The 19,050-nt window shown below is 72.8% G+C and carries 17 protein-coding genes; 3 read left to right on the forward strand and 14 right to left on the reverse strand.

Features of this window, described 5'->3' with window-relative positions; genetic code table 11:
- Nucleotides 1-17: 17 nt before the first annotated feature.
- A complete protein-coding gene (locus JOF36_RS29895) occupies nucleotides 18-1,004 on the reverse strand; it encodes a helix-turn-helix transcriptional regulator (protein WP_307862767.1) in 987 nt (328 codons plus the stop codon).
- Between the two features lie 52 nt (nucleotides 1,005-1,056).
- Nucleotides 1,057-2,868 (reverse strand): HNH endonuclease signature motif containing protein, encoded by a 1,812-nt coding sequence (locus JOF36_RS29900; RefSeq protein WP_210033529.1) that lies wholly within the window; start codon nucleotides 2,866-2,868, stop codon nucleotides 1,057-1,059.
- A gap of 239 nt (nucleotides 2,869-3,107) precedes the next feature.
- Here JOF36_RS29900 and JOF36_RS29905 point away from each other — a divergent pair, with 239 nt between their 5' ends.
- Nucleotides 3,108-3,425, forward strand: coding sequence for a putative quinol monooxygenase (locus JOF36_RS29905; RefSeq protein WP_210033530.1), 318 nt, complete (start codon nucleotides 3,108-3,110; stop codon nucleotides 3,423-3,425).
- A gap of 98 nt (nucleotides 3,426-3,523) precedes the next feature.
- Here the strand turns inward: JOF36_RS29905 and JOF36_RS29910 are convergent, their stop codons facing one another.
- The 5 genes from JOF36_RS29910 to JOF36_RS29930 all read right to left on the reverse strand — a co-directional run bounded on the left by JOF36_RS29910 (nucleotide 3,524) and on the right by JOF36_RS29930 (nucleotide 7,902).
- A complete protein-coding gene (locus tag JOF36_RS29910) occupies nucleotides 3,524-4,531 on the reverse strand; it encodes a TerC/Alx family metal homeostasis membrane protein (RefSeq protein WP_210033533.1) in 1,008 nt (335 codons plus the stop codon).
- Nucleotides 4,532-4,649: 118 nt separating this feature from the next.
- Nucleotides 4,650-5,555 carry an SCO6745 family protein gene (locus JOF36_RS29915; protein WP_210033535.1) on the reverse strand — a complete coding sequence of 302 codons (906 nt, stop codon included), beginning with the start codon at nucleotides 5,553-5,555 and terminating at the stop codon, nucleotides 4,650-4,652.
- 242 nt (nucleotides 5,556-5,797) lie between these two features.
- A complete protein-coding gene (locus tag JOF36_RS29920; protein WP_210033537.1) occupies nucleotides 5,798-6,442 on the reverse strand; it encodes a TetR/AcrR family transcriptional regulator in 645 nt (214 codons plus the stop codon).
- A 68-nt stretch (nucleotides 6,443-6,510) separates the two neighbouring features.
- Nucleotides 6,511-7,344, reverse strand: coding sequence for a mycofactocin-coupled SDR family oxidoreductase (locus JOF36_RS29925; protein WP_210033539.1), 834 nt, complete (start codon nucleotides 7,342-7,344; stop codon nucleotides 6,511-6,513).
- Nucleotides 7,345-7,431: 87 nt separating this feature from the next.
- On the reverse strand, nucleotides 7,432-7,902 hold the full coding sequence (locus tag JOF36_RS29930; RefSeq protein WP_307862660.1) for a GbsR/MarR family transcriptional regulator: 471 nt from the start codon (nucleotides 7,900-7,902) through the stop codon (nucleotides 7,432-7,434).
- A gap of 121 nt (nucleotides 7,903-8,023) precedes the next feature.
- Here JOF36_RS29930 and JOF36_RS29935 point away from each other — a divergent pair, with 121 nt between their 5' ends.
- Nucleotides 8,024-9,595, forward strand: coding sequence for a GMC family oxidoreductase (locus JOF36_RS29935; protein ID WP_210033541.1), 1,572 nt, complete (start codon nucleotides 8,024-8,026; stop codon nucleotides 9,593-9,595).
- Nucleotides 9,592-10,740 (forward strand): M20 family metallopeptidase, encoded by a 1,149-nt coding sequence (locus tag JOF36_RS29940; protein ID WP_210033550.1) that lies wholly within the window; start codon nucleotides 9,592-9,594, stop codon nucleotides 10,738-10,740. The genes JOF36_RS29935 and JOF36_RS29940 overlap by 4 nt, the downstream gene beginning before the upstream one ends.
- 66 nt (nucleotides 10,741-10,806) lie before the next feature.
- On the opposite strand, the gene JOF36_RS29945 is transcribed toward JOF36_RS29940, so the two are convergent.
- Genes JOF36_RS29945 through JOF36_RS29975 form a run of 7 tightly spaced genes read right to left on the reverse strand, consistent with a single transcriptional unit; the run spans nucleotide 10,807 to nucleotide 18,984 of the window.
- The gene (locus tag JOF36_RS29945) at nucleotides 10,807-12,165 is read right to left on the reverse strand and encodes an MFS transporter (protein WP_210033552.1); all 1,359 of its coding nucleotides are present in this window, start codon (nucleotides 12,163-12,165) and stop codon (nucleotides 10,807-10,809) included.
- Nucleotides 12,162-12,572 carry a nuclear transport factor 2 family protein gene (locus JOF36_RS29950; RefSeq protein ID WP_210033554.1) on the reverse strand — a complete coding sequence of 137 codons (411 nt, stop codon included), beginning with the start codon at nucleotides 12,570-12,572 and terminating at the stop codon, nucleotides 12,162-12,164. Before JOF36_RS29950 ends, JOF36_RS29945 begins: the two co-directional genes overlap by 4 nt.
- A complete protein-coding gene (locus tag JOF36_RS29955) occupies nucleotides 12,569-12,997 on the reverse strand; it encodes a nuclear transport factor 2 family protein (protein ID WP_210033556.1) in 429 nt (142 codons plus the stop codon). Before JOF36_RS29955 ends, JOF36_RS29950 begins: the two co-directional genes overlap by 4 nt.
- A gap of 26 nt (nucleotides 12,998-13,023) precedes the next feature.
- The gene (locus JOF36_RS29960; protein ID WP_210033596.1) at nucleotides 13,024-14,139 is read right to left on the reverse strand and encodes an NDMA-dependent alcohol dehydrogenase; all 1,116 of its coding nucleotides are present in this window, start codon (nucleotides 14,137-14,139) and stop codon (nucleotides 13,024-13,026) included.
- Nucleotides 14,136-15,821, reverse strand: a complete 1,686-nt coding sequence (locus JOF36_RS29965) for a class I adenylate-forming enzyme family protein (protein ID WP_210033597.1) — start codon at nucleotides 15,819-15,821, stop codon at nucleotides 14,136-14,138. The genes JOF36_RS29960 and JOF36_RS29965 overlap by 4 nt, the downstream gene beginning before the upstream one ends.
- Nucleotides 15,818-17,416, reverse strand: coding sequence for an FAD-dependent oxidoreductase (locus tag JOF36_RS29970; protein ID WP_210033598.1), 1,599 nt, complete (start codon nucleotides 17,414-17,416; stop codon nucleotides 15,818-15,820). The genes JOF36_RS29965 and JOF36_RS29970 overlap by 4 nt, the downstream gene beginning before the upstream one ends.
- Nucleotides 17,413-18,984 carry an AMP-binding protein gene (locus JOF36_RS29975; protein ID WP_210033599.1) on the reverse strand — a complete coding sequence of 524 codons (1,572 nt, stop codon included), beginning with the start codon at nucleotides 18,982-18,984 and terminating at the stop codon, nucleotides 17,413-17,415. The genes JOF36_RS29970 and JOF36_RS29975 overlap by 4 nt, the downstream gene beginning before the upstream one ends.
- Between the last annotated feature and the right edge of the window lie 66 nt (nucleotides 18,985-19,050).

Below are 19,050 nucleotides of genomic sequence, written 5' to 3' on the forward strand. Positions count from 1 at the left end.
CGACGGCGACCGGGTCCTCATCGTCCGTCCGCTGCGCAGGCCTCCCGGGAGGCCTGCGCAGCCCGGGTCAGCCGGGCCGCGAGCGCGTCCAGGTGCTCGACGAGCTCCTGCGGCTCCACCACGTGGAAGTCCACGTCGAAGAAGTTGATCCACACCGCCAGCGACTCGAGCGTCCACGCCCCGGCGGCGAGCTCGCAGCGGCCGTCGCCCAGGTCGGTCACGATCCCCGACGCCGGCGTCACGTGCTCCGCGATCCGCTCCGCAGGCGCGGCGAACACGATCCGCGCCCGGTACGGGTAGGCGCCCGAGGAGATCCCGCGCTGGGCGAACGCGGCCACCCCGCCCTCGGGAGGATCCCGCGGCGCGAACCGCGGGCCCGCGGGCAGCTTCAGCCGCATCCGGTCCACCCGGAACGTCCGCCGGTCGTCGCGGCCGGTGTCCCAGGCGACCAGGTACCAGCGGCGGCCGGTGTGCACCAGGCCCTCCGGCTCGACGATCCGGCGGGTCTCGCCGCCGTCGCCGGCCACGTAGTCGAACCGCACGCACTCGTGGTCACGGCAGGCGGCTGCCAGCGCCGCGAGATCATCGGCGTCGACCGTGGGTCCCCGTCCGGGGAGCGTCGCGGTGGCGGTGCCCAGCGCGGCGACCCGGCGGCGCAACCGGTTCGGCAGCACCTGCTCCAGCTTCGCCAGGGCGCGCACCGAGGTCTCCTCGATGCCCGACACGGTCCCACCGGCCGCGGTCCGCAGCCCCACCGCGACGGCGACGGCCTCGTCGTCGTCGAGCAGCAGGGGCGGCAGCGCCGCGCCTGCCCCGAGCCGGTAGCCGCCGGTGCTCCCGGGCGTGGAGTGCACCGGGTAGCCGAGCGTCCGGAGCTTGTCGACGTCCCGGCGGACGGTGCGGACGTCGACGTCGAGCCGCTCCGCCAGCGTCGGCCCGGTCCAGTCGCGCGGCACCTGCAGCAGCCCGAGCAGCCGGAGCAGTCGCGCCGAGGTCTCCATCACGACGCCCAGTGTGCCCGCCGTCGCGGACACCTCCGGTCCTCGATCGGGCGCGTCAGAAGGGCGGCGGGACATCATCGGCGTCCGCGCCATGCACGCCGGTCGAGTCTTCGACGGTGTCGGCCGGGCGGCCGGTCCGCTCGGCCAGGTCAGTCCGTTCGGTCAGGTCAATCCGCTCGGCCAGGTCAGTCCGCCCAGCCGAGCCGGTTCGGTCGGCCGAGTCGCTCCGCTCGGCCACGTCGGTCCGCCCAGCGGAATCGGTGCGGTCGGGCGTCGGGTCGGTGAAGGGCCGGTAGTCGTGGGGGTGGGTGGTGCGTCGGCGTCCGCAGGGGCTGATCCAGGTCAGGGAGCCGTCGGGGTGGGCGAGGACCTGCCAGCCGGGTGCGTCTTTGAGTTTGTGGTGGCCGAGGCAGTAGCCGTTGAGGTTGTCGGCGTCGGTGGGGCCTTCGTCGGCCCAGGGGATGTGGTGGTCGAGGTCGCGGATGGGTTTGGCGCACAGTGGGCCGCGACAGGTGCAGTCGCGGGCGCGGACGTGGTCGTCGGTCGGTTCGGGTGGGCTGTAGGTGGTGCGGCCGTGGTTGATCAGGTAGCCGGACAGGGGGTCGGTGACCAGGCGTTTCAGGACGCCTTCGGCGGCGAGGGCGCGTGCGGTGAGGGCGGGGATGGGGCCGTGTCCGACGAGTTCGCCGGGGGTGTCGCCGCCGAGCAGGGTGTCGAGTCCGACCACGACGTGGATCAGTGGTTTGCGCCCGATCACGGTGTTCGGGTCGGGTTTGTGGGCCAGGGCCTGGGCGACGGCCTCGGCCACGACCTCGGCGGATACCCCGGTGACCTCGACCTCTGCTCGGGCATCTGCCGGGACCTCCGCGGGGGTGTCGTTGCCCGGCTGGTGCTGTCGTGCGGCGACGGTGGCGAGGACGTGGTCGACCACGGTGTGCACGTCGGTGAGGTCGGTGAGGGTCAGGGTGCCCTGCAGCAACTCGTGGGCGGTGTCGATCCGTTTCTGGTCGAGCGTGCGTGGGTCCGCGGCGTCGACGGCGCGGGCGAGGCGGTCCACCGACCGCCAGGACGCTTCGGCCTGCTCCGCGGTGCCACCGAGCCACAGCGACGCCATCCCCTCCTCACCGTGGCTGATCGACATCCGGCGGTCGGCCTTGGCCCGCTGGTGGCGCCGCGTGGCACCGTCGGGGTCGGCCTTGGCGACCGCGCGACGCAGCCGGTCCTGCAGCAACCGCCGCGGCACCTCCGCGGCGCCGGTGAGGACTTTGGCTTCGACCTCGCGGGCGAGGTCGTCGTCGAGGACGATGGTGGCCTGGGCGATGGCGTCGGCTTTGCGTTCGTCGATCCGCCCGGCCTCCCAGTCGGCCAGGGTCGCGGGCAGCACGTGGACGAAGCGCTGCGCCCCGGCGATCTCGCCGAGGGCCTGTTCGCGGGAGAGGCTGAGCACCATCGCGACCTGATCGGGTAGCCACCGGCTCACCGGTGCGATCGCGCGGGGATCGGCGTCCGGGGGTGCGGCGCGGCTACCGGCGGGGTGGCGGTCGGCGAACACCGCGATCATCCGGGTCCGCAGCGCCGAGACCCAGCGTTGCAGGCGTTCGGCGCCTTCGACGACGTCGAGGATCTGGGCGTCGGTCAGCAGGTGCGGGGCGGCGCCGGCGAGTTGGCAGTCCAGGGCCAGGGAGTGCCCGACCGGGCGGTGCAGGTGCACGGTGGCCACCGCGGTCGGGTCGCCGCTGCACAGGGCTGCGCACAGGTCGACCGGGATGCCGTGCGGGCAGGGGTCCTCGACGATGATCGGGCGCTGCAGGTACTGGTCCAGCAGGTCTTCCTCCAGTACCGGGTCCAGCACCGCCGCGTCGCTCATGTGTTCGATTTTACCGGTTCGGCCATGGTGTTCTCTAGAACAATTTCCGGTCGTTCGGCGCCGGGAACAGACCGCTCGCCGTGGAGCGCCCGAGCTGAGTTCCAGATGGCGACCGTCGGCCGATCGGAGGTTCGAGGACCGCACGTCCGCCATGAGGTCGGGAGCCCGGCGAGCCCACCACAGCGCGGCCCGGCACGTCGGTGCGCGGAACATCGGATGCGCCGTCTACGGTCGCGGCCGTGGAGACGAGCGAGCGGGTCGGCCGGTACGTACGGATGGTGGCTGCGGAGGGTCAGGGCCCCGAGCTGGCGAAGGCCCTGCTCCGGGTCGCGGACGGCATGGCCGACCAGCCCGGCTGCCTGGCCTACGTGGTGAACGCGGCGCCGGACGAGGCCGACGCGGTCTGGGTGACCGAGATCTGGGCGGACGCGGCGTCGTCCGAGGCGGCGCTCGGCCGGGACCTCGGCGAGGCCGGGCTCGGCGAGGTCCTCGCACTGCTGGCCGCCCCGCCGGACTACATCGAGGTGACGCCGCTCGGCGGGCCCGGACTCGGCTGACGAGGGCCGACCGACGACGGGGTCCGGCCGGCGACGGGGCCGATCAGCGACGAAGGCCGATCAGCGACGGGGACCACGCGGCCCCCGTCGCGGCACGGTCAGTTGCTCTGCTGTTCCGTGCGCTCCTTGCGGGCCTTCAGCGAACCCGGCTTGGCCCTCAGCGAGGGGTCGCCCTTGGTCTTGATCAGGCTGGCAGTGGTGACGACGGCCAGGATCCCGAGGATGACGACCAGGCTCAGCATGGTCGGGATCTCCGGGACCGCCGGGGAGATGTCCACGTGCGCCCAGTGCAGGACCAGCTTGACCCCGATGAAGCCGAGGATGATCGCCAGGCCGGTGGACAGGTAGACCAGCCGGTCGAGCAGGCCCTTGACCAGGAAGAACAGCGCGCGCAGGCCGAGCAGCGCGAACGCGTTGGCCGCGAAGACGATGTAGGTCTCCTGGGTCACGCCGAACACCGCGGGGATCGAGTCGAGCGCGAACAGCAGGTCGATGCCACCGATCGCGACCAGCACGATGAACATCGGCGTCGCGACCCGCTTGCCGTTCTCCCGGGTGAACAGGCGCCCACCGTCGTACTCCTCGGTGACCGGGAAGAGCTTGCGCGCGCTCTTCACGACCATGTTGTCCTCGACGTCGGGTTCCTCGTCCTTGTGCCGGTAGAGCTGGACGGCCGTCCACAACAGCAGCAGGCCGAACAGCAGGAACATGAACGAGAACAGGTTGAGCAGCGTGGCCCCGACCGCGATGAAGATCGCGCGCATGATCAGGGCGAGCACGATGCCGAAGGTCAGCACCTTGTGCTGGTGCTCCTCCGGAACCGCGAACGTCGTCATGATGATCACGAAGACGAACAGGTTGTCGACCGAGAGGCTCTTCTCGACGATGTAGCCGGTGAAGTACTGGGTACCGAAGTCCCAGCCGTGCACCATCGCGAACACCACGCCGAAGGCGATCGCGACCAGGATGTAGAAGACCGACCAGGCGGTCGCCTCCTTGAACCCGACCTTGTGCGGCTTGAGCCAGGCCAGGAGCAGATCGAGCGCGAGCAGCGCGACGACCACGCCGATCATGATGGCCCATTCGAGCCCGCTGATCTCGAGCACCGGTTCCCCTCCCGTACGCGGTCACGCCACCGGTGCTGCCGCACCGGTGTGCGCAGAGCACCTTAACGGGCAGGCCGGACGTTTCGCCCGCCCGAGCCCGCCCCGATCGTGGCCGGCGTCAGCCCTTCGCCCGGGCCGCGAACACTCCCTCGGCCGGGAAGGCGCCGTTCGCCATCGCGGTCCGGGAGAACGTCGTGCCGATCTCGCCGAGCCGTCCGAGCCGCTCCGCACCGAGCACCGACCAGGGCGCCGCCCCCAGCCGGTGCGTGTCGTTCTCGATCCGCTTGCGCAGGGCCGCCCCGGCCTCGGTGAGAACCGGCGTGACCGCCTCGTCGGACGGGGCCGCGTGCTCCAGCAGGCCACGTTCGGCCAGCCGGGCGACGCCGTCGTTCCACTCGGCCGTCGTCCAGCCGCGGCTGGCCCGGGCGAACCCGATCGTGAACCCGGTGCCGGTGGCCGTCGCGGTGATCAGCGCCTCCAGGCCCGACAGGCCTGCCTCGGTGAGCAGCGCGATGTGCCCGTCGCCGCGGTGCTCACGCAGGATCGACAACGCGTGCCAGAGCACGACGTGCGGCGCCGCGGGCCATGCGACGTCCAGGTGGCCGGCCGCAAGCGGGCGGCCCTCGGCCTGCACGGCCTCGGCGGCGGTCCGGGCGAGCGCCGCCGCCTGTGCCATCTCGGCCGAACCGACGGCGTCGTCGCCGAGCAGCCGGCGCAGGGACGCGTCGGCGACGTCGAACCGGGCCGTGAGCAGGTTGGCAGGCGAGGCCAGCTCCCACGCCCGCGGGATCGAGTCGGCCACCAGGCGGGGCGCGAAGTTGTAGAACGTCGCGGTGACCACCGACGGGCCGACCGCGCCCATCGGCGCGGCCCGGGGCCCGAAGTAGGTCATCCGGTGGCCCTGTTCGAGACCGGCCTGCGCGTAGCGGGGCTCGGCCTCCGGGGCGAAGTAGGCCTGGGCGTGCAGCGGCTCCAGCCCGCGGGCGAGACGTCCGGCGGCGACGGCGGCTTCGGCATTGCTCATGATCGGTGACGCTAACGCTTCCCGGCACCCGGCGGGGCCTCCGAGCGCGCGCCGCCCCGATGAATGCGCGCCCCGTCCCGCGTCTGCACCGGCGAGGAGGAGGCCACCGGCGAGACCGGCACTCGCCTCACACCCGTTCGCTGCACCACACACCGGTTGCAGCAGGTGTGAGGCACAGCAAGGGGGTGTGAGGCCGGGCCCACCGCGATCCCGGGCCGCGGCGCGCTTCTCCGCGCGAGGGGTCAGACGGTGCCGAGGCCCTGCTCGGTCGCGATCCCGCGGATCGCCAGCTCGGCGAGCTCGGACCCGATCTGTTCCGGGCTGAAGGTCCCGCCCGGGCGGAACCAGCGGTACACCCAGTTCGCCGAGCCGAGCACGGACAGCGTGGCCAGCCGCGGGTCCAGGTCGGACCGGACGTCGCCGGCGTGCTGGGCCTGCTCGATCAGTCCCCGGAACACGCCCTGGTAGGCGTGTTCGCTGCCCAGCACCTCCTGGCGCCGCGGCTCGGGCAGCGCAGCCAGCTCGTGCAGGAACACCGCCGTCGGCACCAGGTTCCGGCAGGTGTGCTCCACGTGCCCGACGATCACCGACCGGAGCCGGTGCAGCGGCGGGCCCTCCACGGCGGCGCGCGCCCGGATCACCGCCAGGCCCTCCTTGTGCACCGAGGAGATGACGTCGAAGAGCAGGTCCTCCTTGGACTGGATGTAGTAGTAGAGGCTGCCCTTGAGCATCCCCAACCGGTCCGCGATGTCCTGCAGCGAGGCGCCGTCGTAGCCCTTCTCGTAGAAGACCTGGGTCGCGACCTCGATCAGCTCGGCCCAGCGCTCCTCGCGGGGTTTGCGTTCCCCGCCGGAGCGCCGCGCACTCCGTCCCGCCGGCTGTCGCACCTGGTCACACCCCTTCTCCGGGCCTCTTGAGATCGGCCGAGACTACCGTCCGGCCGGACACCGCTCCCCTAGCGGATCGTGTAGCCCGCGTCGACGGGCAGCATCACGCCCGTCACGTACCGGGCCTCGTCGGACGACAGCCAGAGCACGGCGTTCGAGATGTCGATCGGTTCCACCCACGGCACCGGCAGCGCGTTGGTGGTCTCGAAGACCTTCGCGGCCTGGTCCCGGGTCGGGCCCTCGACCTCGGGCAGGAACAGGCCCCAGGTCTTCTCGTTCATGATCATGTCGGTGTCCACGCCGGTCGGGTGCACCGTGTTGACCCGCACGCCGCGCTCGGCGAACTCGTTGGCCAGGCTCCGCATGATCCCGACGACGCCGTGCTTGCTCGCCGTGTAGTGCACCGTGTTCGGCGTGCCCTTGATCCCCGCGGTGGAGCTGGTGATCACGATCGATCCCCCGCCGGAGGCCAGCAGGTGCGGCAGGGCCGCGCGGCAGGTGTTCCAGACCCCGGTCAGGTTGATGTCGAGGATCTCGCGCCAGTCCGCGTCGGTGATCTCCAGCGCGGGAGCGATCTCGAAGACCCCGGCGTTGGCGCAGACGATGTCGAGCCGGCCCAGCTCCGCCACCCCGGCGTCGACGACGGCGGTGAGCGCGTCCCGGTCCCGGACGTCGGCGACCTGCGCGTGCACCCGCCTGTCCAGCGCCTCGATCTGCCGGACCGTCTCGTCCAGGTCCTCGCGAGTCGCCGGTGGGTACATCCCGATCGCCGGCACCGGCCCACAGAGGTCGGCGACGATCACGTCGGCGCCCTCGGCCGCCAGTCGCAGCGCGTGGCTGCGCCCCTGCCCACGCGCCGCCCCCGTCACGAACGCGACCTTGCCCTCGACCCGCCCACTCATCCGCTACCCCCGACGTCGCTCTACCGTTCGTTTGGTAGAGATTTACGCACACCTCGGGTCCGTACGACAAGACCGTGCAGGCAGCCGCTAACGGCGCGCGCGGTACTCCTCCAGCACCGCGCCCAGCCGGGCGGCCATCAGGTCGTAGTAGGCGACCATCTCCCGCGCCCGGGGCCCGACCGGCCCGGGGAGGGAACCGGCCGTCGCCGTCGTGCGGTGCGCGAGATCGCGCAGGGTCTCGACCTGCCGGAGCTGGTGCTCCAGGCAGCCGACCCAGGCGTCCGGACGCCACTCGTGCACGAAGTGCCGCGAGCCGGGAGCCTTGAACCGGTGCACCACGCCGTTCTCGATCAGCAGGCGGGTGCACTCGGACATCGACCCGGCGCTCGCCCCGACCTGTGCCTGCAGCTCCCGGGCGGTCAGGGGCCGCTCGCTCAGCATCAGCACCCCGGCCGTCCGGCCCGCGGTCGGCGGCCACCCCATCGTCTGCCCGATCACGCGCGCGAAGTCCGCGAGCACCACCTCGGCGCCCGCCGCGCGGGCCTCCGCACCGGTCACGACGCGCTCCCTTCGCTGCCACGTGAATTTTCACGATTGACTGAGAGTTCGACCGCACCCACAGTACCGGGTGACGGCAGCTCCGATCGGGACGCTGCCCCGGGTCCACGGAGGTTCGCCGATGGCGACGAACGGCTGGGACGTGATCGTGGTGGGTGCCGGGTCGTCCGGATCCTGTCTCGCGGCACGTCTGTCGGAGCAGGGACGGCGGGTCCTGTTGCTGGAGGCGGGACCCGACCTCCGGTCGGCGGAGATGGCCGAGGTCTGGCGGTCGCCGAACCCGCTGCGGGCGTTGCTGGTCCCGGAGGCGAGCGCGTCGCTGGTCTGGCCGGGCGTCCTGGCGACCCGGACCGACAAGCAGGAGGCGGCGCTGTACTGGCGCGGCCGCGGCACCGGGGGCAGCTCGTCGATCAACGGGCAGATCGCGATCCGGCCGCCGATGGAGGACTTCGAGGACTGGGCACGCCAGGGCGCCACCGGCTGGGCGCCGGACGACGTCCTGCCCTGGTTCGCCCGCTCCGAGGACGACGAGCAGTTCGGTGACGAGCCCTACCACGGCCGCGGTGGGCCGACCCCGATCCACCGGATGCCGCGATCGGAGTGGGGCTCGGTGGACACCGCACTGCGCGCCGCCGCGCTCTCGGCCGGGCACGGCTGGGCCGAGGACGTCAACGCCCCGGGCGCGGGCGGGGTGTCGCCGTACCCGATCAACTCCCGGGACGGGCGGCGGGTGAGCGTCAACGACGGCTACCTCGAACCCGCGCGGGCCTGCGCGAACCTGACCGTCCGCGGCGACGCCCTCGTCGACCGGGTGCTGGTCGAGGCGGGCCGGGCGGTCGGGGTCCGCTACCTCCACGACGGCTCGGCGGTCGAGGAGCGGGCCGATCTCGTCGTCCTCAGCGCCGGTGCGATCCACTCCCCCGCGGTGCTACTGCGCTCGGGCATCGGCCCCGCCGGGCAGCTGCGCGGGCTGGGCATCGACGTCGTCGCCGATCTGCCGGTCGGTCGCGGCCTGCAGGACCATCCGATGGTCGGTGTGGCGATCCCGCTGACCGCGGACGCCGCCATCCGCACGCCCGACGACCGGCACACCAACGTCTGCGTCCGCTACACCAGCGGCGTGGCGGGGGCGCTGCCGCACGACATGATGTTCGTGTCGCTCAACCAGAACCTGCTCTCCATGGAGACCGCCGACGTCCGGTTCGGTGCCGGCGCGTTCGGGGTGTGGGTCAACCAGGCGTACTCCCGCGGGACGCTCACCCTGACCTCGACCGACCCGCAGGTCCAGCCCGAGGTCCGCGAGTCCATGCTCTCCGACGAACGCGATCTCGCCCGGCTCCGGGAGGGCGTGCGGGCGCTGGTGGACATGGCGCGCGGGGACGAGGTCGCCGCGATCTCGGACGGCCCGGTCGACCGCGTGAACGCGGGCCTGCTGGCGGTCCTCGACGACGACTGCCGGCTCGACGACTGGCTGCTGGCCAACGCCGCGGACGCCCAGCACGCGACGAGCACCTGCCGGATGGGCGCGCCGTCGCACGCCGACACCGTGGTCGACCCGGACTGCCGGGTGCTGGGGGTGGACGGGTTGCGCGTCGTGGACGCCTCGATCCTGCCGTCGGTGCCCCGGGCCAACACCAACCTGACCGCGATCATGGCCGGCGAGCTGATGGCCGACCGCCTGGTGCACTCGTGACGGCGGCTCCGGAAGCCACGCAGCGCCGGATCGGGGACCGGGTCCGGGCCGCGGAGGCCGGGCTGGTCGGGCTCTCGCACCGGATCCACGCCCATCCCGAGCTCGCGTTCGAGGAGGTCCGCGCGAGCGCGTGGGTGGCCGAGGCACTGGCGGCGGCCGGGTTCACGGTCGAGCACGGCTGCTACGGACTGCCGACGGCCGTCCGGGCGACGATCGGGACCGGACCGGTGCACGTCGGGATCTGCGCCGAGTACGACGCGCTGCCCGGGATGGGGCACGCCTGCGGGCACAACATCATCGCCGCCGCGGCGGTCGGCGCCGGACTCGGCCTCGCCGACGTCGCCGACGATCTCGGGCTGACCGTGACCGTGCTCGGCACCCCGGCCGAGGAGGGCGGCGGCGGGAAGGTTCTCATGCTCGAGCGCGGGGCGTTCGACGGGCTCGACGCCGCGATGATGGTGCATCCGGCCGCCGTCGAGATGACGGCGATGCCCGGCTCCGCGGTCTCGGTCTCCGACGTGTCCTACCGGGGCACCCCGGCGCACGCGGGCGCCTACCCCGAGCGCGGGGTCAACGCCGCGGACGCGATGACCGTCGCCCAGGTCGCGATCGGCCTGCTGCGCCAGCAGACCACCGGCACCGACCGGATCCAGGGCATCGTGACCGAGGCCGGCACCGCGCCGAACATCATCCCCGATCTGAGTCGTGGCCGGTGGATCGTGCGTGCCGACACGGTGGACGCGCTCGGGCCGCTGACCGACCGGGTGCGCCGGTGTTTCGAGGCGGGCGCGCTGGCCACCGGATGCGAGCTGGACACGGCGCCGTCCTGCCCGGACTACGCGGACCTGCGCCCCGACCCCGAGCTGCTGCGGATCTACCGGAGCCACGCCGAGGCCCTCGGCCGGACGTTCCCCGAGCTGCCCGCAGGCGGCATGGTCGGGGCCGCCACCGACATGGGCAACGTGTCCCACGTCGTGCCCACGATCCACCCGATGCTCGGCCTGGACTGCGCCCCGGCCGTCAACCACCAGCCGGAGTTCGCCGACGCGTGCCGCACACCGACCGCGGACCGCGCCGTCCTGGACGGCGCCGTCGCGATGGCCCGCACCGCTGCCGATCTCGCCGCCCGGCGGCTCGCAGGCTGATCCGGACCGCGTTACCGGCGCCGCACCACGGCGGCCGGTGGTACGCCCCGCCCGTCGCCGATCTCGTCACCGGCGCAGGTTCCCGTCCCGGGACCTGTTCCCGGGCACCGCGGCAGCCGGCTCGCCGGTCGGCCCGAGCGCGAGCAGCAGCAACACCGCGGCGGCGGCGAACGCGGCGAAGAACGCGAAGTTCCAGCCCACGCCCACCCCGGACGCCAGCACCAGCCCGGCCACCACCGGGCCGGCGATCCCGCCGAGCCGGCTGAACCCGACCACCCAGCCCAGCCCGGTGGCCCGGATCCGCGCGGGGTAGGACGCCGCGACGAACCCGTTCACCAGGATCTGCGCACCCATCGCGCCGAAACCGACCAGCGCCACCAGCAGGTAGAGCACGACCGCGGGCGGCGAGAACGCCATCAGCACCAGGCACACGGCCCCGGTCGCGAACGCCGCCGGGACCACCCGCCGGGACCCGACCCGGTCCGCCATCCGGGCCACCAGCAGGCTGCCGACGATGTTGCCCAGGTTGAGCACCAGCAGGAACGACAGCGCCGAGCCCAGCGCGAACCCGGCCGAGCGCATGATCTCCGGCAGCCAAGTACCGACCCCGTAGGTGAGCAGCAGGCCGCAGAACCCGACCAGCGCGAACACCACCGACCGGCGCCGGTAGCCGGGACCGAACAGCTCGCCGACGGTCTCGCGCAGCGCGGGGGTCCCGCCGGCGGCCGCATCGTCGGCAACAGGTCTCGCGGTCTCACGGCCGAGGACGTCGTCCGGATCCAGCCCGTGCCGCAGCGCCAGCGCGCGGGCCTCCTCGTGGCGGCCGTGCGCCACGAGGAACGCCGGCGACTCCGGCAGGTAGCGGTAGATCAGCGGGAACAGCACCAGCACCGGCAACGCTCCGAGCAGGTACATGACCTGCCAGCCGGCCACCGGCAGCAGCGGGATCGCCACGAGCGTGGCCACCACCCCGCCGGTCGAGTACCCGACGTGCACCACGGAGTTGTAGAGCTGGCGCCGGGCGGCCGGGGCGTACTCCGAGGTCAGCGCGATCGCGGTGGGCAGCATCCCGCCGAGACCGATCCCGCAGAGGAACCGCAGCGCCCCGAACACCTCCGGGTTCGGCGCGATCGCGCACAGCCCGGCCGCGACGCTGAACCACACGGTCGTCCCCAGCACGACCTTGCGGCGGCCGAGCCGGTCGGTCAGCGCGCCGACCGCCAGCGCACCGACCAGCATCCCGACCAGCGCGTAGCTGCCGATCGCACCGGCCTGCGCGGTCGTCATGTCCCAGGACGGGTCGCGCAGCATCACCGGCAGCGTCGCGCCGAAGACCACCAGGTCGTAGCCGTCGAGCACGATCGTCGCGAAGCACAACCCGACGACGGCCAGCCCGCCGCGCCCGCCCGGTCCGGGCGCACTCACGGCCCGCTCACCACCGCGCCCTGGGCCAGCCGGAACACCAGCGGGTCGAAGTACTCGGTGAACGCCGCCAGCTGCGCGCCGCGCACGGTGAACAGGCTGATGTAGTCGTTCCGGTACGGCTCACCGGTGGCGAGCATGGTCGAGTCACTGCGGTAGGTGGCCAGGAACTCGCCGTCGCCGGGCAGCGGCGTGATCTCCAGGTTGTGGAAGCCGAGCGGTGCGACCAGCGACGGGAACCCGCCGTAGAGCGCGGTCACGGCCGCCTTGCCCGCGGTGTGTCGGGGAACCGGCTCCGGCGCGTACGGCAACGCGACCTCGACGTCGTCGGTCACCAGGTCCGCGAACCCGTCGAGGTCCAGCCGGTTCATGATGTCGATGTAGGCCCGGACGACCTGCTCCCCGTTCACGCGTCGAAACCCTCCATCTGCGGTGTGGTCAGCGGCGAGATGGCACGGCCGGAGATCTTCCAGTCGTCGCCGACCCTGCGGTAGGTGTCCCGGTTCAGCGCGATCGCCTTGATCGAGGCACCGCCCGTGGTGGTGCCCTCGGAGAAGACGTAGTTCGTGCCGTGCGCGCTGTCCGGACCGTCGAACTCGACGATGTGGTTGGTCATGATGTGGAACTGCTCGGCCATCGCGCCGGCGTCCGCGGTGAAGAAGCCGAGGATCTCCTCGTGCCCCTCGAACCGCTTCAGCCCGACGGCGGTGGCGTCCCAGTAGGCGTCCTCGGTGTAGGCCGCGAGCGCCTCCTGCGGGTCGAACAGGTCCAGGCCGCGGGCGTAGCGCAGCGTGGCGTTGATGATCTGCTGGACGTCGGTGGCCCGTTCGGACATCGTGACTCCCCGGTCGATGGTCGAGATCAGTAGACGATCAGGCCGCGCAGGTTCTTGCCGGCCTGCATGTCCGCGAACGCCTGGTTGATGTCGTCGAGCGAGTACCGGCGGGTGATCAGCTCGTCGAGCTTGAGCGCGCCGTTGCGGTACAGCTCGGCCATCAGCGGGATGTCGTTGCGCGAGTTCGTGGTGCCGTAGAGCGAGCCCTGCAGCCGCTTGCCGGACATGGCGAAGGTGAACAGGTCGAACTCCACGTCCCGTTGCATGACCGGTGCCGCCGAGGTCAGCACCATGACACCGCCCCGGCGGGTCATCTCCTGCGCGGGCTGCAGCACGTCCCCGGTGGCGACGCCGACGGTGATGATCACGCGGTCGGCGCCCTGGCCGTCGGTGAGCTGCTCGACGATCGCAGCGGCGTCCTCGTAGGACCCGACGGCGTGCGTGGCCCCGAACTCCTGGGCCTGCTCCTGCTTGTAGGCGACCGGGTCGACCGCGACGATGTTGCGCGCTCCCTTGTGGACCGCACCCTGCACCGCGTTGATCCCGACGCCACCGATCCCGACGATCACCACGGTGTCGCCGAGCTGCATGTCCGCCGCGTAGACCGAGGAGCCCCACCCGGTCGGCACCCCGCAGCCGATCAGGGCCGCCTTGTCCAGCGGGATGTCCTTGGGGATCTTCACCGCGGCGTCCAACGGCACCGTCACGTACGGCGCGAAGGTGCCCAGGTAGGACATGCAGCCGACGCCCTTGTCACGGGCGTGCACCCGGTGCGTGCCGTCCGGGGCCGTCCCGCCGAGCACCCCGCTGCCGAGGTCGCACATGTTGGACCGGCCGGAGACGCACATCCGGCAGCGCCCGCACGAGGGCAGGAAGGACAGCACGACGTGGTCACCCACCTCCACGTCGTGGACCTCGTCCCCGACCTGGGTCACCACCCCGGCACCCTCGTGCCCGCCGAGCACCGGCGCCCACGGCAGCGGGATCACGCCGTCGTCGAGGTGCTGGTCGGAGTGGCACACCCCGGACGCGGCCAGCTCGACGGCGATCTCCCGCCGCTTCGGCGGATCGACCTCGATCTCCTCAACGCTCCAGCCCGAGTTCGTGCCGGGCTCCCACAACAACGCGCCCCTGGTCTTCATACGAGCTCCTCGAGTTCGATGGTGATCCGCTCTCGTAGCGGACCTTTCTGGATCTTGGTGGCGGACATCGGCCAGTCGGTGACGAACCGGATGTGCCGGGGAACCTTGAACGCCGCGAGCGAGGCCGCGCAGTGGTCCCGCAGCTCGGCGGGGGTGACCTCGGCGCCGGCCCGCAGTTCGACGAACGCGGCGGGGATCTCGGTGTAGCGCGGATCCGGCGCCGGGACGACGGCGGCCGTGTGCACCGCGGGATGCGTGGCGAGCACCGCCTCGACCTCGAGCGCGGCCACGTTCTCGCCCCCGACCTTGATCATGTCCTTGAGCCGGCCGCGGTAGTGCACCCGCCCGGCCGCGTCGACCAGGCCCAGGTCCCCGCTCGGGAACCAGTCTTCCGGCCCGTGCGGGGCCCCGTCGTGGTAGCCGGTGAACATCCCGGTGCCGCGCACCAGCAGCTCGCCGGGCTCGCCCGCGGGCAGCAGCGTGCCGGTGTCCGGGTCGGCGACGGCGACCTCGACGCCCGGCAGCGGGAACCCGTTCGTGCCGAGCCGGACGTCGTCGGGATCGTCGGGGTGGGTGGTCACGGCGATCCCGGCCGTCTCGGTGCTGCCGTACGAGGTGAGCTGCACGGTGCCGGGCAGCCGTGCCTGCACCGCGCGCAGCGTCTCGGGCGGCCCGACGTTGAGCATCAGCCGCACCCCGGCGAAGCACCGGTCGACGTCGGGGTGCGCGAGCAGCGCGTCCATCACGGTCGGGAAGCAGGTGAAGGCCACGGTGACGCCCTCGTCCCGGATCCGCGCGAGCGCCGCGCCGGCCTCGAACCGGCGCTCGGTGACGAAGGTGCCCCCGGCGTCGAGGATCGCCAGCAGCGGGTTGACGAAGCTGAGGTGGAACAGCGGGAGCACGTCCCACAGCACGTCCGACGGCGTGCAGCGGAACCGCTCGCGGCCGACCGCACGCCCGCCCTCGACCAGCGTCCGGTGGGTGAGCCGGCAACCGCGCGGGTGCGCGGTGGTGCCCGAGGTGTAGACGAGCAGCGCGACGTCGTCGGGCCCGACGGCGCGGTCCGGGGCCGGCGGGCCGGGACCGTCGTCGATCCGGTGCTGGAGCAGCTCGCGACCGCCGGGGCCGTGCTCGGTCGCATGATCGGCGAGTCGGTGCGGATCGGTGCCACATCTGGCACCGATCGGCATCGACTCCGCGATCACCGACTCTCTACCTCCCGGCTCCCCGACCGGCGGCTCCCCGATCGGCGCCGAGCCCACCAGCACGATCCGGCGCAACCCGGACAGCTCACCGGGCCCGGCGGAGTCCAGCGCCGCCCGCAACAGGGCGAGATGCTCAGGCTCGTCGGCGGTCACCACGACGGTGTCGGCACCGGAGTCGCCGAGCAGGTGACACACCTCCGGCGCGCCGAACCGGGTGTTCACCGGCACGGCGACGGCGCCGGCCAGCCCGCACGCGAACAGCAGCTCGATCCCGGTCAGCGTGTTGCCCGCCAGCAGCGCGACCCGCCCGCCGGATGGCACGCCGAGGTCCACGAACCGGGCCGCCAGCGCCTCGGCACCGGCGAGCACCCGCGGCCAGGAGGCCCGCTGCTCCCCCGCGACGACGCCGGCATCCGGGTGCGCGGCGGCCACCTCCCGCAGCATCCCGGGCAGGGTCGGCATCCCGGGCGGGATCATCCGCGCACCCCTGCCGCGTGCCGCCCGGCCCGGTACCCGAACACCATCGCGGGCCCGAGCGTGCCGCCTGCGCCGCCGTAGAACATGCCGGTCGTCCCGGCCATCGCGTTGCCCGCGGCGTACAGCCCGGGCAGCGGCGCGCCGGTCACGTGCAGCACCTGGCCATCCACAGTGGTCCGTGGGCCGCCCTTGGTCCCGAGGCAGCCGGAGTGCACCGGTACCGCGTGGAACGGTGGTTCGGTCAGCGGGCCGAGCGTCGCGCCCGGCCCCGGGTAGTGGTCCTGGTCGCCGTTCCAGCCGTCGTAGGCGCTCGTGCCGCGGCCGAAGTCCGGGTCGGTCCCCTCGACGGCGCCGGCGTTGAACCGCTCGACGGTGCGCCCCAGCTCCCCGTCCGGCAGGCCGAGCGCCCGGCCGAGCCCGTCCAGGGTGTCCGCGGTGGTGAACCAGTCCGGAGCAGGCGCACCGGGCGGCAGCGACAGGAAGCCGTAGCGGCACAGGAAGGCCGAGTCGAGGACGAGCCAGCAGGGCAGGTTCGCGTAGCGGAAGGCGCCCGGGTCGAACTGGTGGAACGCGCCGCCGAGAGCGTTGTAGTTGGCGGCCTCGTTCGCGAACCGCCGGCCCGCGGCGTTGACCATGATCGAGCCGGGCCGGGTCCGCTCGGCCAGGACGAGCCGCGCACGTTGCCGCCCGAACGCGGTGTCGCCGGGGACCTCGACGGTCGGCACCCACCACGCCTCGCGCATGGTGCCCAGCGCCGCCCCGGCCGCCATCGCCATCCGCAGCCCGTCACCGGTGTTGGTCGGTACCGAGGCCGGGCTGGTCATCGGCCCGCGCAGGTGCGCCGCGACCAGCTCGCGGTCCCACTCGAAACCACCGGTCGCGAGCACCACGGCGTCGGCCGCGATCTCGGCACCGTCCGCGGTGCGCACCCCGGCGACCGCGCCGTCGCGCAGCAGCAGCTCCTCGGCCGCGACCCCGGTCCGCGGTTCGACACCGCGGTCGAGCAACGCGGCGAGCAGCGCGCCGACCAGGGCGTGACCGCATCCCCGCCAGTCCTCGGCCTTGCGCCGTGCCCGGTCCGGGGTGCCCGGCGCGACCTCACCGCGGCCACCGCCGAGCGGGATCTCGGTGAGCGTCAACCGCGGGACGCGCTCGGCCGGCACGATCCGATCCGCCCACGGCCCCAGCGCACCCACCCGGAACAGGTCCGGGTCCAGCGAGCGGCCGCCCTTCGGCTTCCCGCCCGGATGCTCCGGGTGGTAGTCCGGCAACCCGGGGACGACGTGGAACCGCACCGGAGTACTCCGCTGCACCCAGTCCAGGAACTCCGGCCCGGTGTCGACGAAGGTCTCCGCCTGCGCGGGGTCGATCAGGCCGTGCGAGAGCGAGTCCAGGTAGGCGAGCGCGTCGGCGCGACCATCCTCGATCGCGGGCAACCAGGTCGTGCCGCCGGACAGCGCGGTCGTCCCGCCGATCCGCTCCCCCTTCTCCAGGACGGTGACCTCGGCGCCGGCGTCCGCCGCGGCGACGGCGGCGGTGAGCCCGGCTCCCCCTGTGCCCAGTACACACACCCGCGGCACGCCGGCCCGGCTCACACCGACCGTCCGCGGCCGGCCCAGTACTGCTCCCGCAGCGCCCGCTTGAGGATCTTGCCGGTGGGCGCCTTGGGGAGCGCGTCGACGAACTCGACCGACCGCGGCTTCTGGTACGAGGCCAGGTGCAGCGTCGCGGTCCCGACGATGTCCTCGGTGGTCGCCGTCGTCTCCGGCTTCAGCACGACGAAGGCCTTCACGGTCTCGCCCCACTCGTCGTCCGGGACACCGATGACGGCGCACTCCAGGACGGCCGGGTGCTGGTTGACGGCCTCCTCGACCTGGATCGAGTAGATGTTCTCCCCGCCGGAGATGATCATGTCCTTGGCCCGGTCGACGATGAACACGTAGGAGTCGGCGTCCCAGGTGGCGACGTCGCCGGTCCACATCCAGCCGTCCCGCAGGGTGGCGGCGGTGAGCTCGGGCCGGTTCAGGTAACCGAGCATGTTCGCCTCGGACCGGACGACGATCTCCCCGGCGGTCCGGCCGTCCCGGGGAACCTCGTTGCCGTCCGGGTCGACGATCCGGACGCTGGTCACGAACCCCTCGCGCCCGCAGGACATCAGCCGTTCGGGATGGATCCCGCGCACCGCGTCGGCGTGGTCCTCCTGGGACAGGAAGCACATCGTGGTGCCCTCGGTCTGCCCGTAGCCCTGGATCAGCGTGCACGGGAAGTGCTCCAGCGCCGCCTTCACCACCGACGACGGCATCGGCCCGCCGCCGTACTGGATGTTGCGCAGCGAGGAGATGTCGAAGCCGGAGAAGCCGGGCTCGGCCATCATCCAGTTGAGCATCGTGGTGATGCCCAGGAACGCCGACACCCGCTCGGCCTCGATCAGCTCCAGAGCAGTGCGCGCGGAGAAGTTCATCAGCACCAGCGGACAGCCGTGGCGCATGTAGTTCATCGAGAGCACGACCGGGATGTGGTACATCTGCCCGGTCAGCATGTAGACGTCGGTCGGCACGATCCGCTCGGCGACGGTCTGGTTGAGCATCCCGGACGACGTCGACGCGTGACTGTGCAGCGCGCCCTTCGACTCCCCGGTGGTACCGCCGGTGTAGAGGATGAAGAACGGGTCGTCGTCGCCCACCGTGGCCGAGCGCTCCGGCTCGTCGTCGCTGCTGCGCGCGATCAGGTCCTCGTAGCTGCCGTCGCTCGCATCCCCGTAGGCCAGCCGGTGGGTGACGTCCACCTCGGACAGCACCGCGTCGGCGGTCCCGGCCCACTCGTCGGAGGCGATCAGCGCCGAGGGGCGGGCGTCGGCGACGATCCGGGCCAGCTCGGGCGCGCCGAGCCGCCAGTTCAGCGGTTGCGCGACCAGGCCGGCCCGGCCCGCCGCGTAGTAGAGCTCCTGGTACTCGGTCGAGTTGCGGGACAGGATCGCGACCCGGTCCCCCTTCGCCAGGCCCAGCCCGCCGTCGCCGGTGCCGGCCAGCCCGTTGGCCAGCCGGCGGACCCGCTCGTCGAGGGTCCGCCAGTCCGTGCGCCGGCCGTTCGTGGCGTCGACGACGGCGTCGGCGCGCGGGGTGAGCGCCGCCCACTTCGCCGGGATGCGTCCGATGTTGACCATGCGCGGAAACTCCCGAATGCCTACCGGTCGTTTGGTAGCGGCGACGCTAACAGGAGTCGGCGGTGA

The sequence above is a fragment of the Pseudonocardia parietis genome (genome assembly GCF_017876315.1).
Taxonomy (GTDB): Bacteria; Actinomycetota; Actinomycetes; order Mycobacteriales; family Pseudonocardiaceae; genus Pseudonocardia; species Pseudonocardia parietis.

Coding starts and splice junctions, on each gene's coding strand:
- JOF36_RS29900 (WP_210033529.1), bottom strand. CDS start 2,868: ATGAGCGACGCGGCGGTGCTGGACCCGGTACTGGAGGAAGACCTGCTG.
- JOF36_RS29955 (WP_210033556.1), bottom strand. CDS start 12,997: ATGTCCGAACGGGCCACCGACGTCCAGCAGATCATCAACGCCACGCTG.
- JOF36_RS29915 (WP_210033535.1), bottom strand. CDS start 5,555: ATGAGCAATGCCGAAGCCGCCGTCGCCGCCGGACGTCTCGCCCGCGGG.
- JOF36_RS29975 (WP_210033599.1), bottom strand. CDS start 18,984: ATGGTCAACATCGGACGCATCCCGGCGAAGTGGGCGGCGCTCACCCCG.
- JOF36_RS29935 (WP_210033541.1), top strand. CDS start 8,024: ATGGCGACGAACGGCTGGGACGTGATCGTGGTGGGTGCCGGGTCGTCC.
- JOF36_RS29960 (WP_210033596.1), bottom strand. CDS start 14,139: ATGAAGACCAGGGGCGCGTTGTTGTGGGAGCCCGGCACGAACTCGGGC.
- JOF36_RS29925 (WP_210033539.1), bottom strand. CDS start 7,344: ATGAGTGGGCGGGTCGAGGGCAAGGTCGCGTTCGTGACGGGGGCGGCG.
- JOF36_RS29965 (WP_210033597.1), bottom strand. CDS start 15,821: ATGATCCCGCCCGGGATGCCGACCCTGCCCGGGATGCTGCGGGAGGTG.